The 17,619-nt window shown below is 38.8% G+C and carries 9 protein-coding genes, 2 tRNA genes and 3 rRNA genes; 5 read left to right on the top strand and 9 right to left on the bottom strand.

Translation table 11 applies throughout. The features are described 5' to 3' along the window. Positions 1-543: 543 nt before the first annotated feature. From rrf to CHSO_RS06720, 5 genes are all read right to left on the bottom strand, one after another. A 5S ribosomal RNA gene (gene rrf, locus CHSO_RS06740) occupies positions 544-651 on the bottom strand. A gap of 145 nt (positions 652-796) precedes the next feature. Next, positions 797-3,555: ribosomal RNA gene (locus CHSO_RS06735) — 23S ribosomal RNA — on the bottom strand. A 206-nt stretch (positions 3,556-3,761) separates the two neighbouring features. After that, a tRNA-Ala gene (locus tag CHSO_RS06730) sits at positions 3,762-3,835 on the bottom strand. A 92-nt stretch (positions 3,836-3,927) separates the two neighbouring features. Further along, positions 3,928-4,001: transfer RNA gene (locus CHSO_RS06725), tRNA-Ile, on the bottom strand. A gap of 213 nt (positions 4,002-4,214) precedes the next feature. Beyond that, positions 4,215-5,731, bottom strand: a 16S ribosomal RNA gene (locus CHSO_RS06720). Together the 16S, 23S and 5S rRNA genes with 2 tRNA genes alongside form the textbook arrangement of a ribosomal RNA operon. Positions 5,732-7,229: 1,498 nt before the next feature. Here CHSO_RS06720 and CHSO_RS06715 point away from each other — a divergent pair. Next, entirely contained in the window at positions 7,230-10,097 is a 2,868-nt protein-coding gene (locus CHSO_RS06715; protein ID WP_045502058.1) for a M16 family metallopeptidase, read from the top strand. Positions 10,098-10,170: 73 nt separating this feature from the next. On the opposite strand, the gene CHSO_RS06710 is transcribed toward CHSO_RS06715, so the two are convergent. The 3 genes from CHSO_RS06710 to CHSO_RS06700 form a co-directional block, all read right to left on the bottom strand. After that, the gene (locus CHSO_RS06710) at positions 10,171-11,250 is read right to left on the bottom strand and encodes a GNAT family N-acetyltransferase (RefSeq protein ID WP_045493948.1); all 1,080 of its coding nucleotides are present in this window, start codon (positions 11,248-11,250) and stop codon (positions 10,171-10,173) included. Continuing rightward, positions 11,247-12,248 (bottom strand): polysaccharide deacetylase family protein, encoded by a 1,002-nt coding sequence (locus CHSO_RS06705; protein ID WP_045493945.1) that lies wholly within the window; start codon positions 12,246-12,248, stop codon positions 11,247-11,249. The genes CHSO_RS06710 and CHSO_RS06705 overlap by 4 nt, the downstream gene beginning before the upstream one ends. Positions 12,249-12,315: 67 nt before the next feature. After that, the gene (locus CHSO_RS06700; protein WP_084220940.1) at positions 12,316-14,454 is read right to left on the bottom strand and encodes a S46 family peptidase; all 2,139 of its coding nucleotides are present in this window, start codon (positions 14,452-14,454) and stop codon (positions 12,316-12,318) included. Positions 14,455-14,694: 240 nt separating this feature from the next. Here CHSO_RS06700 and CHSO_RS06695 point away from each other — a divergent pair, with 240 nt between their 5' ends. Next, positions 14,695-15,183, top strand: coding sequence for a copper resistance protein NlpE (locus tag CHSO_RS06695; protein ID WP_232509159.1), 489 nt, complete (start codon positions 14,695-14,697; stop codon positions 15,181-15,183). A gap of 36 nt (positions 15,184-15,219) precedes the next feature. On the opposite strand, the gene CHSO_RS06690 is transcribed toward CHSO_RS06695, so the two are convergent. Further along, the gene (locus tag CHSO_RS06690) at positions 15,220-15,867 is read right to left on the bottom strand and encodes an MgtC/SapB family protein (RefSeq protein WP_045493942.1); all 648 of its coding nucleotides are present in this window, start codon (positions 15,865-15,867) and stop codon (positions 15,220-15,222) included. Positions 15,868-16,113: 246 nt separating this feature from the next. On the opposite strand from CHSO_RS06690, the gene CHSO_RS06685 reads away from it, so the two are divergent. The 3 genes from CHSO_RS06685 (at position 16,114) to CHSO_RS06675 (ending at position 17,566) form a co-directional block, all read left to right on the top strand. After that, on the top strand, positions 16,114-16,512 hold the full coding sequence (locus CHSO_RS06685; RefSeq protein ID WP_045493939.1) for an immunity 22 family protein: 399 nt from the start codon (positions 16,114-16,116) through the stop codon (positions 16,510-16,512). A gap of 84 nt (positions 16,513-16,596) precedes the next feature. Next, the gene (locus tag CHSO_RS06680) at positions 16,597-16,908 is read left to right on the top strand and encodes a hypothetical protein (RefSeq protein WP_045493936.1); all 312 of its coding nucleotides are present in this window, start codon (positions 16,597-16,599) and stop codon (positions 16,906-16,908) included. A 76-nt stretch (positions 16,909-16,984) separates the two neighbouring features. Next, positions 16,985-17,566: a zinc-ribbon domain-containing protein gene (locus CHSO_RS06675; protein WP_045493933.1), complete on the top strand. Its 582-nt coding sequence runs from the start codon at positions 16,985-16,987 to the stop codon at positions 17,564-17,566. Positions 17,567-17,619: the final 53 nt, after the last annotated feature.

Below are 17,619 nucleotides of genomic sequence, written 5' to 3'. Positions count from 1 at the left end.
GAATGATGGGTATTTGTTTATTAATTTAGTGAAGGACCTATTATTATGAGCAATAAGTAATTTACCATGAAGATCATTGTATGATCCTTTAATGTGCCAGTAATCCTAACACTTTGTCGTCCCATAGGAATCTAGACAATGGGGGTTCGTAATCTTATTCTACTGATTATGGATATAGCTTACTTCATAGCCTTATAATTGCTAAGGATCCTTCCAGAAATCCAAGATGAGATGTAGTCAATGACAATAGACTATGGGAAAAAGAATAGTAATGATACCAAGGAATATCCATGATAAAAACAAAGGTATTGATATAGCTAATATTCAATAGGGACGGGCAGTAGTCCTGAGCTTAGTCGAAGGGAGCCCGTTCAAATAAAAAAGAATAATCCAGTGACTTTAGCCAAAACTTAAGAATAAGTGGTTAGGGTTGTCGTTGGATTGAGTATCCTTGAGTTGTGGATTAGGTCTGCTTTATTCGTTGGGTATAACGCAAAAAAAATCCTTTATCTTTCGATAAAGGATTTTTAAAAATAAAATAAAAACTGGCGGCGGCCTACTCTCCCGCGTTAGCAGTACCATCGGCGCTGGTGGGCTTAACTTCTGTGTTCGGAATGGGAACAGGTGAGCCCCACCGCTAAAACCACCCTAAAGGTTGTATATAAGATATCAGTCTATAGATATCAGAGTTCAGACGTATTCGTCTGTTATCTAATGTCTTACAGCTGACATCTGTTTTAAGCGATAAAAACTTTCACAAAGAGCTAACCTTGCTGCACTTCCGTGCGCCATATTAGGCTATAAATCTACGGGTAATTAGTACTACTCGGCTATGACATTACTGTCTTTACACCTATAGCCTATCAACGTGGTCATCTCCCACGACCCTTAAAAGATGTCTCATCTTGAGGCGAGTTTCGCACTTATATGCTTTCAGTGCTTATCTCTTCCAAACGTAGCTACTCAGCAGTGCACCTGGCGGTACAACTGATACACCAGAGGTTTGTTCAATTCGGTCCTCTCGTACTAGAATCAAGCCCTCTCAAACATCTAACGCCCGCAATAGATAGAGACCGAACTGTCTCACGACGTTCTGAACCCAGCTCGCGTGCCACTTTAATGGGCGAACAGCCCAACCCTTGGGACCTTCTCCAGCCCCAGGATGTGACGAGCCGACATCGAGGTGCCGAACCTCCCCGTCGATGTGAGCTCTTGGGGGAGACTAGCCTGTTATCCCCGGAGTACCTTTTATCCTATGAGCGATGGCCCTTCCATACGGAACCACCGGATCACTATGTCCTGCTTTCGCACCTGATCGACTTGTTGGTCTCACAGTCAAGCACCCTTATGCCATTACACTCTACGCACGGTTACCAAGCGTGCTGAGGGTACCTTTGAAAGCCTCCGTTACTCTTTTGGAGGCGACCACCCCAGTCAAACTACCCACCACGCAATGTCCTTCTAAAAGAAGTTAGGCTCCAAGTAAGTAAAGGGTGGTATTTCAACGTTGGCTCCACCTACACTAGCGTGCAAGCTTCAAAGCCTCCCACCTATCCTACACATTACTTACTCAAAGTCAATACGAAGTTATAGTAAAGGTTCACAGGGTCTTTTCGTCCCATTGCGGGTACTCGGCATCTTCACCGAGACTACAATTTCACAGAGCTCATGGTTGAGACAGTGCCCAGATCGTTACACCATTCGTGCAGGTCGGAACTTACCCGACAAGGAATTTTCGCTACCTTAGGACCGTTATAGTTACGGCCGCCGTTTACTGGGGCTTCAGTTAATGCCTTCGGTTTAACCCTAAGCACCTTCCTTAACCTTCCAGCACCGGGCAGGTGTCAGACCCTATACTGCATCTTTCGATTTTGCAGAGTCCTGTGTTTTTGATAAACAGTCGCCTGGGCCTCTTTACTGCGGCCACCATTGCTGATGGCGTCTCTTCTCCCGAAGTTACGAGACTATTTTGCCTAGTTCCTTAACCATGATTCACTCTAGCACCTTAGGATTCTCTCCTCGACTACCTGTGTCGGTTTTGGTACGGGTTGCTTCACTTCGGCTTTTCTTGGAAGCACTTTCCCTACAGCAGCTTCGCCCGAAGGCTAGGCCTTGACTATTCCGTCAGTCTCCAGTAAGTACGGCACTCCGTCCCCTTTTTAGTGTGAGCAAGTATGGGAATATTAACCCATTGTCCATCCACTACCCCTTTCGGGTTCGCGTTAGGTCCCGACTAACCCTCAGCTGATTAGCATGGCTGAGGAAACCTTAGTCTTTCGGTGAGCGGGTTTCTCGCCCGCTTTATCGTTACTTATGCCTACATTTTCTTTTCTATCCGCTCCACAATACCTCACAGTACTGCTTCGGCGCAAATAGAATGCTCTCCTACCAGATGTACATAAAGTACAAATCCATAGCTTCGGTAATATGTTTATGCCCGATTATTATCCATGCCGGACCGCTCGACTAGTGAGCTGTTACGCACTCTTTAAATGAATGGCTGCTTCCAAGCCAACATCCTAGCTGTCAATGCAGTCCAACCGCGTTGCTTCAACTTAACATATATTTTGGGACCTTAGCTGTTGGTCTGGGTTCTTTCCCTCTCGGACATGGACCTTAGCACCCATGCCCTCACTGCCGTAGAACATTTATTAGCATTCGGAGTTTGTCAGGAATTGGTAGGCGATGAAACCCCCGCATCCAATCAGTAGCTCTACCTCTAATAAACTTATATACGACGCTGCACCTAAATGCATTTCGGAGAGTACGAGCTATCTCCCAGTTTGATTGGCCTTTCACCCCTACCCACAGGTCATCCGAAGACTTTTCAACGTCAACCGGTTCGGTCCTCCACTCTGTGTTACCAGAGCTTCAACCTGCCCATGGGTAGATCACAAGGTTTCGCGTCTAATCCTACTAACTATACGCCCTATTCAGACTCGCTTTCGCTCCGGCTCCGGTACTTAATACCTTAACCTCGCTAGTAAAATTAACTCGTAGGCTCATTATGCAAAAGGCACGCCGTCACCCAACATGTGGGCTCCGACCGCTTGTAGGCGTACGGTTTCAGGTTCTATTTCACCCTTCTATTCGAAGTGCTTTTCACCTTTCCTTCACAGTACTTGTTCACTATCGGTCTTTCAGGAGTATTTAGCCTTGGAGGATGGTCCCCCCATATTCAGACAGGATTTCACGTGTCCCGCCCTACTCATTTATCATCTTAATATACCTTTCGAATACCGGGCTATCACCGTCTACGGCCGTTCTTTCCAGAACGTTCTTCTAAATATATAAAGACTTTTGGGCTAATCCGCTTTCGCTCGCCACTACTTACGGAATCTCTTCGATTTCTTTTCCTCCGGGTACTTAGATGTTTCAGTTCTCCGGGTTTGCTCCTCCTAAGAGGTGACTGGTCTTCAACCAGCCGGGTTGCCCCATTCGGACATCTGCGGATCAATTCGTGTGTGCCAATCCCCGCAGCTTTTCGCAGCTTACCACGTCCTTCGTCGCCTCTGAAAGCCTAGGCATCCGCCATACGCCCTTAACGATTTCTTTCCTAATAATTATATTAGTTCAGTATTTTTTTGATAAACTCTCGTCTATCGATATTTTTATAAACTCGGCACTCGAAAGTGCTCGGTTATCTCTTTGTGATGTCTTTACCGTTAATGTCAATGATCTTAATGTCTTCTTGTCCAACTGATGAACAGATGTTGTTTTTGGCTCCTATCCGTAACTTTTAAATCAGTCTTCCAAAACTGTGGAGAATAAGGGAGTCGAACCCTTGACCTCCTGCGTGCAAGGCAGGCGCTCTAGCCAGCTGAGCTAATTCCCCCTCTAGTAGAAATTTTAAATTTTAGATTATAAATTTTAAATTATTTTTAATCTAAAATCTATAATTCATAATCTATAATTCCCTATAATTAGTAGTCTCGGGCAGGCTCGAACTGCCGACCTCTACATTATCAGTGTAGCGCTCTAACCAGCTGAGCTACGAGACTTCATTATTAATTTTAAATTTTAAATTGAAAATTTTAAATGATTATTTAAATCTAAAATCTATAATTTATAATCTAAAATCTCTCTATCCCTTTACTAATTTCTAGTGGGTGTTGTATTTTTAATATAAGCAACCAAACAAAAAACTAAAGCTATACTTTAAGTAAGTATTTTGTACTTGCGTACTGTTTTTTTTATCGTCAAAAGACGCTCTAAAATGAGATGTTCCAGCCGCACCTTCCGGTACGGCTACCTTGTTACGACTTAGCCCTAGTTACCTGTTTTACCCTAGGCAGCTCCTGTTACGGTCACCGACTTCAGGTACCCCAGACTTCCATGGCTTGACGGGCGGTGTGTACAAGGCCCGGGAACGTATTCACCGCGCCATTGGCTGATGCGCGATTACTAGCGATTCCAGCTTCATAGAGTCGAGTTGCAGACTCCAATCCGAACTGAGACCGGCTTTCGAGATTTGCATCACATCGCTGTGTAGCTGCCCTCTGTACCGGCCATTGTATTACGTGTGTGGCCCAAGGCGTAAGGGCCGTGATGATTTGACGTCATCCCCACCTTCCTCTCTACTTGCGTAGGCAGTCTCACTAGAGTCCCCAACTTAATGATGGCAACTAGTGACAGGGGTTGCGCTCGTTGCAGGACTTAACCTAACACCTCACGGCACGAGCTGACGACAACCATGCAGCACCTTGAAAAATGTCCGAAGAAAAGTCTATTTCTAAACCTGTCATTTCCCATTTAAGCCTTGGTAAGGTTCCTCGCGTATCATCGAATTAAACCACATAATCCACCGCTTGTGCGGGCCCCCGTCAATTCCTTTGAGTTTCATTCTTGCGAACGTATTCCCCAGGTGGCTAACTTATCACTTTCGCTTAGTCTCTGATTCCGAAAACCAAAAACGAGTTAGCATCGTTTACGGCGTGGACTACCAGGGTATCTAATCCTGTTCGCTCCCCACGCTTTCGTCCATCAGCGTCAGTTGTTGCTTAGTAACCTGCCTTCGCAATTGGTGTTCTAAGTAATATCTATGCATTTCACCGCTACACTACTTATTCCAGCTACTTCAACAACACTCAAGACCTGCAGTATCAATGGCAGTTTCACAGTTAAGCTGTGAGATTTCACCACTGACTTACAGATCCGCCTACGGACCCTTTAAACCCAATAAATCCGGATAACGCTTGCACCCTCCGTATTACCGCGGCTGCTGGCACGGAGTTAGCCGGTGCTTATTCGTATAGTACCTTCAGCTAGATACACGTATCTAGGTTTATCCCTATACAAAAGAAGTTTACAACCCATAGGGCCGTCGTCCTTCACGCGGGATGGCTGGATCAGGCTCTCACCCATTGTCCAATATTCCTCACTGCTGCCTCCCGTAGGAGTCTGGTCCGTGTCTCAGTACCAGTGTGGGGGATCACCCTCTCAGGCCCCCTAAAGATCGCAGACTTGGTGAGCCGTTACCTCACCAACTATCTAATCTTGCGCGTGCCCATCTCTATCCACCGGAGTTTTCAATATCAAATGATGCCATCTGATATATTATGGGGTATTAATCTCCCTTTCGAAAGGCTATCCCCCAGATAAAGGCAGGTTGCACACGTGTTCCGCACCCGTGCGCCGCTCTCAAGTCTCCGAAGAGACTCTACCGCTCGGCTTGCATGTGTTAGGCCTCCCGCTAGCGTTCATCCTGAGCCAGGATCAAACTCTCCATTGTATGTTTGTCTGACTCACTCAAAGTTTTAACGCTTTAGTTTTTCCTTACTTGGTTGTTATATTGTATGTCAATGATCTTTATATCTTTCGCTTTTTAATGAAGCACTCTTCTCTGTCAGTGGTACTCCATATTTGCGAGTGCAAAAGTAAAAATTTATTTTCATTTGACCAAATGTTTTTGAAAGAAATTTTAAAGTTTTTTAAGTAACCTTAATTCTTCCTAAACTCTCAATCTCTCTACTCCTGCGCTCCCTTAATTGGGACTGCAAAGATAGGAACTTTATTTTAACTCGCAAATTTTATTTACTAAAATTTAAAAGCTTTTTCCGTTCATTTCATTAAGTAGAATAAATGTTTAATGCTTATCTAAAAGCTCTTCTGCGCTTACCGAATCTCTTTCGTTTTTCAGTGGGGCAAAGATAACAACTTATTAACACGCAAAACAAACTTTATTAACTTTAATTTCATATTCACGTCATATTTTAATCTAATACTCTGATAGCATGAGTGAAAAATTTTAAACATTTGTTTGAGAGATTGGCATGGAGGAATAAAGAATATAAGGAAAGGGGGAAATAGGGGTGTTTTGTGAGAAAGTAAACGTATAAAAGGAATGGGTACTGTAAGGTATACATTATATATAATACATGAGGTAAATTTCAAAATTGTCTTTAAAGTATGTTTTGGCTAAAGCCAGTGGAAGGGGCTTAATTTGTTTGAGCGGGCTCCCTTCGACTAAGCTCAGGATTATAGCCCACTCCTACTGATGTACTTCTAGTGGCTTATAAATAATGATGAAAGGCTTTTTTAATAATACATTGCTGCTAAGCATTGTTGAGATCCTTACAGGATGACAAGGATGGTGCAGAGCAGAATGAGAAATAAAGGGACTATATAATATCAATAGTCTATACAATGTTTATTATGGGAGATTATAGCATGGAAGGGGAGTTATAAAATGTTTATAGGTAAGTGTTTTTTTAATTTTCCCACAGATGGCACAGATTGGCACAGAGGACTGGGAATAATTGGATACCCCCCCCGTCAAAAATTCAAAGAATTTTTGACGCCCCTCCAAAGGATGGGAATGATGGATGCCTTTCCTTATAGATAATGGTTAAGACTATTAATTAATGCCACCCTATTACCTATTACCTATTACCTATTACCTATTACTCATCATTTTAATATATGTCCCCTACCCTAGCCCCGATAGAAGCGGTTACCCCGCAGCAAGAGTTGGAAGGGCAGTGGCTTTGTTCGCGGGACTGTAAAAGCGCGAGGAGTATGAGTGGATAGCGGGATGAAGCTCCTGATAAAAATAATTGAGTGATATGATGCTTTCTCACACATCTTTAATCAGTGGATCTTCTTCTGCCTGATTTATCTGTTCAACTATACTAATAGATGTAATAGTCATAAAAGCGGAATCTATGTTTTTTCGATTGCTTACATTTGTAGTATATTCTTACTATAATAAGGATGAAATGAATTCATATATGACAGATAGAAAATATAAAGGAACGGTTCATACAGATACAAACCACTACGAATATACTACGGTAACCCATGATAAAAATAAAGTAAGAAGCTACACCCTGAAGAACGGACTGAAGGTTTTCCTTGCCCAAAACTTTGATGCACCAAGAGTGCAAACTTTTATTCCGGTAAGAACGGGAAGTAATAATGATCCTGCGGATAATACAGGACTGGCTCATTATCTTGAACACATGATGTTTAAAGGAACTTCTAAGATAGGAACTCAGAACTGGGAAAAAGAAAAGGAACTTCTGGACCAGATTTCTACCCTTTATGAAGAACATAAAGCTGAACAGGATCCTGAAAAGAAAAAAGACCTCTATAAAAAGATAGACAAAGTTTCTCAGGAAGCGAGCCAGTATGCTATTGCCAATGAATATGACAAAGCTATTTCCTCACTAGGTGCTACGGGAACCAATGCCCATACATGGTTTGATGAAACGGTTTATAAAAACAATATTCCGAATAATGAACTGGAAAAATGGCTAAAAATAGAAAAGGAAAGGTTTTCGGAAATTGTTCTGCGTCTTTTCCATACAGAACTGGAGTCTGTATATGAGGAATTCAACAGGGCTCAGGATAATGATTCGAGGCTGGTGAATTATGAACTGATGGCTGCTCTTTTTCCAACGCATCCTAACGGCCAGCAAACTACACTGGGCAGACCTGAACATTTGAAGAATCCTTCTATGAAGGCCATTCATAAGTATTTTGATGAATATTATGTTCCGAATAATTATGCTATAGTATTGGTTGGGGATTTTGATTTTGAAGAAACGATTCAGCTGGTAGATCAGTATTTTGGAACGCTTCCTTATAGAGAGCTTCCCAAAAAGACTCCTATTATTGAGCAGCCCATTACGGAAGTTGTGGAGAGAACCGTAAAAAGTCCTACTACTCCACGCGTTCAGCTGGCCTGGAGAACGGATAGCTATGGAACAAGGGAAGCAATGCTTGCTGATATCGTTGCGAATATTCTAAGCAACAGAGGTGAGGCTGGTTTATTGGATCTTCATATCAATCAGACTCAGAAAATGCTTTGGGCACAGGCTTTCTCCGTAGGATTAAAACAGTATGGCTACTTTTCTATTGTTGCGGTTCCGAAAGAGACTCAAACCCTGCAAGAGGCCACAAATATGGTTCTGGAGGAAATTGAACTTATCAAGAAGGGTGATTTCCCCGATTGGATGCTTCCTGCTATTATTAATGATTTCAAGCTTCAAAGAATGAAAGGTCTTGAAACAGCAGAAGGCCTGGCCACTACCTTATACGACATTTATATAAAAGGAAGAAGCTGGGAACAGGAGCTGAATGAAATGGATGAATACGCAAGTTTCACCAAAGAAGACGTTATCAGTTTTGCCAATGATTTCTTTAAGCACAATTATGTTGTTATTAATAAAGAAAAAGGAGTTAATGATAAGCTATTGAGAGTGGATAATCCAGGAATTACTCCTGTTAAGATTAACCGTGATGCACAATCTGAGTTTTTAAAGGAGATATTATCTGATACAACTGAAGACATTAAACCTGAATTCATCGATTATCAAAAGGAAATTGCAACTGATTCCATTAAAGGGAAAAAATTGAGTTTTGTAAAGAATAAGTACAACGATATTGCCCAGGTTCATTTTATTTTTCCATTTGGAAGTGATAATGACCGTGAATTGGGAATTTCCACTCAATTACTTCAGTATTTAGGGACAGATGAACTTTCTCCTGAAGATCTGAAAAAGGAATTTTTCAAAATTGGGGTCAGCAATGATTTTAAAACAACCAATAATCAGTTATTAATTTCCCTGAGCGGACTGGAAGAAAATATTGAAAAGGGAATTGCCCTTCTTCAGCAATGGATGTATCGTGTACAGCCCGATCAGGATATCTACAACCAATTTGTAGGCACTGTGCTGGAAAACCGTCAGGCTGTTAAAAAGGATAAAAACCGTATTATGACGGCACTTACTAATTATACTAAATTGGGAAGTGCTTCACGTTTTACAGATATTATCTCTAAGGAAGAGCTTGAAAACAGCAAGCCGGAAGTATTTACAGACCGAATGAAGAACCTATTCAAATATCCTTACCAGATTTTCTTTTATGGAAAAGATTTTGAAGCCTTTAAAGGATATATTGGTGAATACATTGAGATTGAGAGTCTTCAGATTTCAAAACCGAAACAATATCCTGAACCTGCTACCGGCGGAAATGTATACTTTATTAATTATGACATGGTTCAGATGGAAATGAGCAAAATTGGTAGGGGAAATATGGTTAATCCGGCTTATTTTGGAAAGGTGAATGTTTTTAATGAGTATTTTGGAAGAGGATTGTCTTCTATTGTTTTCCAGGAGATCCGTGAGAGCAAAAGTTTAGCCTATTCCGCTTATGTTTCTTATGCAGCCAATGCTGAACTGAATCATCCTGACTATATTACCACCTATATTGGGACACAGCCGGACAAGCTGATGATTGCAGTTGATACCATGAATGAGCTGATGAGTGAACTTCCTGAGGTTACCATCCAGTTTGAAAATGCTAAAAATGCGGCTTTAAAACAGATTGCATCTACCAGAATAACCAGAAACAATATATTCTTCAATACTTTAAGGTTAAAGAAACTGGGGATTTATCATGATTTCAGAAAAGACATCTTTGAACAGATCCAGGCATTGAAGTTTGAAGACATCAGACAGTTTTATCAGTCGGAAATTCAATCTGTAGATTTTAACACCGCCATTATCGGTAAAAAGGAAAACCTGAATATGGAAGCCGTAAGTAAAATGGGAACATTTACTGAAGTAAGTCTGAAGGATATTTTCGGACACTAAAAATAAAAAAGCCGCTCAATAAAGATCTTGAGCGGCTTTTTATTTTATAAACGATGAATGATTATTGATATGTTTACGTCATCATACAATCTCCATCTCCATCCTGATAATCTGGATTAAATCCTTCAGGAAGACTTTGGATCAACTGTTTATTAAATAGATATCTTCTTTCAAAATCACGTTCATAGATCTTTGGAAATGTTTTTGAATGTTCAATTTCTTTATTAAGATCCTGTTGATAACTGGTGAGAGCCTTTATTTTATTTTTAACAATAAAATAGCTCAAAAAGTCAATAAAATACTCCATATCTGATTGGGAAAACAAATACGGAATTTTAAGATATCCGTCCCGTAAAAGTAACAGAGAACAAGTTGTTAGAGAATTTTGGTGATCATATACTTTTATCCAGAAATATTTAAAAGTTTCTGCGTAGCTTGAAAACAGATATTTTTCATCTTTTCTTTCTCCTTTCAATACCCATGGATACTTTATAGACAGGTTCATTTCATTTGCATTTCTCCTGCTTTGAAAACCGGCTATAAAATCAGTACTTTCTTCATCAATATGATCAAGAATTTCAAAATGAAAATCTGGCTTCTTGATCAAAATATTTTTCATCGAAATTACAGAATTGGCCGTAGAATCCAAAATAGAAAAAAAGTGCTTAAGTACTTTTGTCTTAGGTTTTTTATCGGGGATAATGGTTGCTAAGTCTGTATTAAAGTAAAAGCGCTTCCCTCTTTTAGGAAAAATATACTCAAAAGCTCCTATTATATTATAAAGGGTTTCGGCTTCTATGGTAAACTCCGTAATAGCAATATGCCCCTCATAGTTTTCCATGGCTTTTTCCAGAAGCCTTTTTGCTATTTTTTTTCCCCGAAATTCTCCGCTTACATAGAGAGTACTTAACCATGCATATCTTATCACTTTTTCATCGAGTACAAAATGATCAGGGAAACATCCCAAATACCCAGCTAATCTTCCTTCAAAAAAAGCCAGAATAAGAAGCGTCTGTTCATCTGTTGCTTTTGGGTTTTGAATATGTGACAGGGCGCGATGTTCAGTGATGGGAAGGAAATCATACTGTCTGAATTCCCCGGATGATACAAAATCTTCCAGTTGTTTTTTATTGAATGTCTTCAGTTGCATCATTTTCTTATAATCATATTTTTATTGACCAGTATTTTCAATTTGAAATAAGCAATTTCTTTTTTCAGTATTCTTTCTGCGTCTTCACCCATTTCCATTGGAATTCTCTGAAAATTCTTTTGAACACTATCCAGCTTTACACCGGCTGCTCCAAAGCTGCAGTATATTTCTTTATTTTTAAAAAGTTCTTCAAAGAACTCATTTTTCACCCCGAAATCAGTGAAAGGAAATGCAAAACTGTCAAACAGGAAATCATTTTCTTTTAGGTAAGCAAAGGTTTTATTGATAGATTCCATCTGCTGATCCAGAGACAAAGCTCCGAATTTTGGATGATCCCAACTGTGAGAAGATATTCCAAAGCCTCTATGGGTAAGATTTTTCAACTCCTCAGTACTCAGATAAGGTCTGTGTTCTTGCAAATAGGATTGAAAATCAATTTCCAGCCTTTCAGCAAGCAGATCCAGAATGTCTTTTTCCTGGTATGTGATTTTTAAAATTTTCTCTTTCAAAGTTTCTACTGTAGTATGATTACTGAGAGAAAGGATTTTGTAAACCTCAGGATGTATAGACTTTTGTCTTTCCAGAGCTTCTATCAACAGACTCGCTTTGCATCTGAACATGATCTCTTTATTATCAATGAAAGCCGGATTTATAAAATTGCAGGCATAAATTCCTTTACGCTCCAGAATTGGAGCAACAGTATCATAAAACTCTCTAAAACCATCATCAAAGGTAAGTAAAGCAATTTTTTTTTGAGACTTAAAGCTCCCGGAAGTAAAATTTTTAAATTCATCCCAGTTTACCCACTGGAAATGCTTTGAAAAACAATCTATATCGGCTTCAAACTGCTTGGTGTTCTTATATTGGATCACATTTCTGATATGTGGAAGATTTTCATCAGAAACGCAATGATAAACAGGTAAACAGTAATCCAGCGGAAGAGTTTTCCCGAACTGATCTGTTTCAAAAGCAGTAAATAGATTAATGAGCTGATCCTTCATCCTAAAAATAAAAAGAATCTATTCAAAATAGATTCGAATAGATTCATTAAAGGTATAACTTTTTAAATTATTTTATCACTTTCATTTCATCAATAAGCCATTTAGCATCTGCAAATTTCTCAACGATGAAAAGGATATATTTTGTATCTACCATGATGTTTCTGCTGAAACGTGGATCGAAGTTAATGTCACTCATAGTTCCCTCCCACTGTCTGTCGAAGTTAAGACCTATCAGGTTTCCATTTGCATCAAGGGTTGGGCTTCCTGAATTTCCACCTGTGGTGTGGTTAGTAGCAGTAAATCCTACAGGAACATCACCGGTTTTGTCTTTATAGATTCCGAAGTCTTTTTTGTTGTAAAGCTCAATCAGTTTCTTAGGAACATCAAATTCATAATCTCCAGGAACATATTTCTCCATTACGCCTGCAAGGTGAGTCTGGTATCCGTAAGAAACAGCATCTCTTGGAGCTGACCCTTTGATCTTACCATACGTTACACGAAGCGTAGAGTTAGCATCTGGGAAGAATTTTCTGTCTTTATCTGTCTCCATTTGCTGAGCCATAAACTTCTTCTGCAATGCATCAATTTTTGCCTGAAGTGAAGTATATTGCGGATCTGCCGCTTTCATATAAGTCTCTTTCATAGAAACATAAAGCTGATAGACAGGATCTTTCTTCAATGTTTTAATCAGCTTATCCTGATTAGAGAATGCTTTATCAATATCTGCAGTCAGTGTTACTCCGTTTACAGCAGTTCTGCCTGTAATGATAGAGTTTTTAGACATATCTTCTACTACAGGGATGTTTGTATTTTCATCCTTATACTTGTTGAATCCTGCCGGTAAAAACTGAGGAGCCGTTTTGTTAGTATATAAAGCCAGTAATTTTGCGGTTACTTTAGCGTCAAGTTCTGCGCTATAGTCTTTATAGAAAGAAGTAAGTTTTGTTTTCAGCTTCGTAAGCTCCTTATCATCCATTCTTCCAGCTTCTACGGCTGCTACAAAGTCATAGTAATCTCCTGCAAGCTTCAATGTTTCTGCATTTCTTACCACTTCTGTGTAATAGGCATTGTTTAATGCATAAGGAGCCTGTTCATTGTAAAGTTTGTTCAACTGGTCTAAAGTTGTTTTAACTTCAGGATTTTTAGCAACCAGAGAACCTTCATACATTACTTTTTTCTCAACAGCATTGGATTTCTTTAATCCTTCTACTTCACCAATCCATTTTTTCCAGTAATTGGCTACAGATGCATATTTGGAAGCATATTTAATACGTGTTTCGTTATCTACACGCATTTTTTCGTCCAATGTTTTTAAAGCAACATCACGTACAGCAATTCTTGCAGGGTCAATATCTGTCATGATTTTTTCTACAGCAACTGCCGGAAGATATTCCGTCGTTCTTCCCGGGAAGCCGAATACAAATGTAAAATCATTCTCATTCTTATCCTTGATGGAAACCGGTAAATAATGTTTCGGCGTGTAAGGAACGTTATCTTTTGAATATTCTGCAGGTTTATTGTCTTTATCTGCATAGATTCTGAACATTGAGAAATCTCCGGTATGTCTTGGCCAAACCCAGTTGTCTGTATCGCTTCCGAATTTTCCGATACTTTGAGGCGGTGCCCCAACAAGACGAATATCTTTATACGTTTCGATGGTATAAGCATAGTACTTGTTTCCATAGTACATTGGCTTTATCATAATCGATTGAAAAGATTCAATTTTCTGAGAGTTTTTATACACCTCAATATTGTTATTGATCTTTTTAGTAAGCTCAGGCTCTGTAAGATGATCAGTTCCTTCCAAAATCTGGAAACTTACATCTTTTATATCTACGATAAAATCTACTTTTACTCCCGGGTTAGGAAGCTCGCCGTTCATGTTTTTGGCCCAGAAACCATTTGAAAGAAGGTCATTCTGAACCGTAGAATGTGCCTGAATCTGCCCAAAACCACAGTGGTGGTTAGTCAGTAACAATCCCTTCGGAGAGATGATCTCTGCAGTACATCCGCCGTTAAACTGCACCACAGCATCCTTTATGCTCGGTTTTTGAGGATTGAAAATATCTTTTGCAGAGATTTTCATTCCCAAATCCTTCATTTCCTTTTCATTCAGTTCTGTAGGAATCCACATTCCACCATATTGTTGTGCAAATGCCATTGCAGCCGGCAAAAGAAATACGGATAAAAGTATCTTTTTTGTCATAATCAAAATTTTGCCCGAATTTACGAAGAAAAATAGGAATCCCCCCCATAAAACGAGGGTAAAAATGTTAATACTGAATTTTGCTTCACAAATGAAGAGTGAATTATTGATGAGTATAAAACTGACAAGCAAAGCGAATTGGCTATTCACAATTAACTATTAACATCTTTCCAACCCATTCTCCTGGCTCAATTTTTGATTAAAGTTTGCCAGTTTAAAAATATACTTAAATTGATTATTATGATGAAAAACAAAACACTTATCCTTGGAATCGGAGCCGCTTTATTCCTTGCTTCTTGTTCTAAAAAAGAAACAGTAGATACCCAAACTTCGGGGACAGATTCTGCAGCGACGGTTCACCCCACTGTTGCAGACAGTACAGTTCATCCTACAACCCGTGCTCAAGGTGATACCTCTGAAAATGCTTTGGATTGGAACGGTACTTACGAAGCAACGGTTCCATGCGCTGACTGCCCGGGAATCAAGACTTCATTAACTTTGAATAATGATAAAACGTTCAGCATTACTGAAGAATATCTGGAAAGAAAATCAAAGAATGAAGATAAAGGATCTTTTGCGTGGGACGCTACAGGAAGTGTTATCACTTTAAAAGGTAAAACTGCAAATTATAAATATAAAGTGGGTGAAAATATGTTGATCCAACTGGATATGGAAGGAAAAGAAATCGACGGACCTAACAAAGATCTGTATGTATTCAAGAAAAAATAAAAATAAAGGCTTCGGCCTTTATTTTTTTGCTTTATTCTAAAACTGATACGCTATAATTTTAGAATCATCAATCAGCTCTTTCATCAGTTCTTCGTGATGGGTATTCTTTCCCGTAAGTCTCCAGGTTGCTGTAATATTTCCTTGTGTATATTGTTGTTTGATTAGCATATATTTTAAATGATGTCTTTTAAAAAGATCTTCACAATGCTTTAAATCTGCTGAAGTCATCACCCCTATTCTATATTCCCTTATCTTATTATAATTATCTATAAAGTTTTGCAGATAGGTTAAAGCGCTCAGAATAATAAGCACTAAAGCAGTTCCTAGAAGGGAAAAGTACACGTATCCGGAGCCTACAGCCATTCCTATGGAAGCAGTAGCCCAAATAGTCGTAGCTGTTGTGATTCCTTCAATCTTATTTTCCCCTTTAAATATCACTCCTGCTCCCAAAAAGCCAATTCCGGTGATGATATTCGCTGCAAGACGATCAGGATTTGCAGCGCCTATTTTGATGGAAAGAATGGTGAATAGGCAGGCTCCAAAACAAACGAGAATAAAAGTACGAAGCCCGGCTGATTTATTACGATACTCCCGCTCAGCTCCAATCAGTAATCCGAGGATTACAGATATAAAGATCAGTAACAATTCATTCTGAACTACATAGTGGTCCTGTAAAAATTCCATTTTCAAAATTTAACAATAGAATAAATTTACAATAAAATATTTTACGGAACTATTTTTGATGCCCAGACTTTGTGTGCTGCTGCTTAAAAAATGGGATGTAACAGAAAACTTTTGTAATATTACACTCTCAAATGGAAAAGTAAATCTTACACCTGCTTTTCAACAACAAATGAGGACTCGAAAGTTTGATAATATGGAGAACTCATTCTCAATAATTATAGTAAATAATACAACAAACAATACATTATGGACAAAGAAATTTCTCACTTCTGGCTGGGGTATTTTAAAAATGAAGAAGAATTTTATGCTTTTGTAGAAGAGGATGAAAATTATTATCTGGAAGAAGAAAATGACGATCAGTATGTTTCAAAATTTGCAGAATCTCAGAGCATTAAATGGTTTGATGATGACTTTATAGAATATGGTTTTGAAGATGAAAGATTGGGCTTGGTTGAAAAGTTCTCGGAATATTCTTATGCGGACCAATGGCTTCCTATTTTAGAACAGAAACTTAATGATCTAGGTCTGGATACTCCGGTAAATACCATCGTTTTTGCCAGCAGATTTGTGATTCCTAATCCTGTTTCTGTGGATGGAGAGGAAAACAAACTGTATTATATTGGCGAGATTGAGTTCGACGTTTAAATATTATAAAAGTAATAACCCCTAGCTGTATTTTTCTTTACCGTCAGGGTTTATTATTTAAAATCTCCCCCCAATTAATATACCATGGCCATCGCAAAAAAGGGACTCAGAAAGGTCATTGTAGGTGATGAAATCTTTTATTGGAAGATAAGAAAGAAGGTGTCACACAATGAAAGGCATGATGTTGAGTATGAAATTCCTGTTCAGCACGAGAACGAAGGACAAATTCTACTAATTAATGCAGGTTTCTGCAGATCTGAATCTTATGGACGAGAACCTATGGAAATTACTCCCGGTCTTATCCAATCCAAAATAATTGAAGCCATTGAACTTGGCTGGAAATTTCATCAATCCGGAAAGCCTTTAAGGCTGATGAACGGAAAATTGTTACTATAAAAATGATTTAAATATGGTAACCCGTAAATAATCTTGAATTGTTCAGAATATTTTTGTACATCAAAAGATTATAACTATGCCATTAACTAAATGTCCTCAATGCCAAAACCGCATCAATAATACTGCCCTTTTTTGTCCTCAATGTGGTTATTCTATAAAAGAAAATTTAAATAAAACACTTCCCCCAACTTCCAATATTCCGATAAAACGAAACAATGGATGTGGTATTGCAATACTCTTCTTCGGAATTGCTTTTATAGCATTCCTTATCAATAAATGCTCTGGAACAAAAGATAATTCTGGTTTAACAAAAAATACTGTAACTCATATTTCTAAAGAAGACAGTATTAAAAATAAGTTGAAAATTGATAGTATAAATAATCTTGAAAAAATTGAAGAAGAAAAGTTCTTAAAATCAAAAGCAGGAAAAATTCATAAAAAACATCCTGAGTGGTCTAAAGAAGATTGCATTAGTATTTCAGAAAACAAGATTTGGATAGGAATGCGCTATGATATGCTTGTATATATGAGGGGAAAGCCTGACAATGTAAATACTTCAAATTATGGAGATGGTCCAAACTATCAAGCATGCTGGCATGATTATGATGCGTCTTGTTTTTATTTTGATGAAAGTCAAATCATTACTTCCTATAACTAAATAAACAAAGGTGAACTGCTTAAGTTCACCTTTGTTTTAATTTGTGATTATAA

Origin of the sequence: Chryseobacterium sp. StRB126 (assembly GCF_000829375.1) — a bacterium.
GTDB lineage: Bacteria > Bacteroidota > Bacteroidia > Flavobacteriales > Weeksellaceae > Chryseobacterium.
This window is presented reverse-complemented; position numbering and strand designations above follow the sequence as displayed.

Coding starts and splice junctions, on each gene's coding strand:
- CHSO_RS06715 (WP_045502058.1), top strand. CDS start 7,230: ATGACAGATAGAAAATATAAAGGAACGGTTCATACAGATACAAACCAC.
- CHSO_RS06710 (WP_045493948.1), bottom strand. CDS start 11,250: ATGATGCAACTGAAGACATTCAATAAAAAACAACTGGAAGATTTTGTA.
- CHSO_RS06705 (WP_045493945.1), bottom strand. CDS start 12,248: ATGAAGGATCAGCTCATTAATCTATTTACTGCTTTTGAAACAGATCAG.
- CHSO_RS06700 (WP_084220940.1), bottom strand. CDS start 14,454: ATGACAAAAAAGATACTTTTATCCGTATTTCTTTTGCCGGCTGCAATG.
- CHSO_RS06695 (WP_232509159.1), top strand. CDS start 14,695: ATGATGAAAAACAAAACACTTATCCTTGGAATCGGAGCCGCTTTATTC.
- CHSO_RS06690 (WP_045493942.1), bottom strand. CDS start 15,867: ATGGAATTTTTACAGGACCACTATGTAGTTCAGAATGAATTGTTACTG.
- CHSO_RS06685 (WP_045493939.1), top strand. CDS start 16,114: ATGGACAAAGAAATTTCTCACTTCTGGCTGGGGTATTTTAAAAATGAA.
- CHSO_RS06680 (WP_045493936.1), top strand. CDS start 16,597: ATGGCCATCGCAAAAAAGGGACTCAGAAAGGTCATTGTAGGTGATGAA.
- CHSO_RS06675 (WP_045493933.1), top strand. CDS start 16,985: ATGCCATTAACTAAATGTCCTCAATGCCAAAACCGCATCAATAATACT.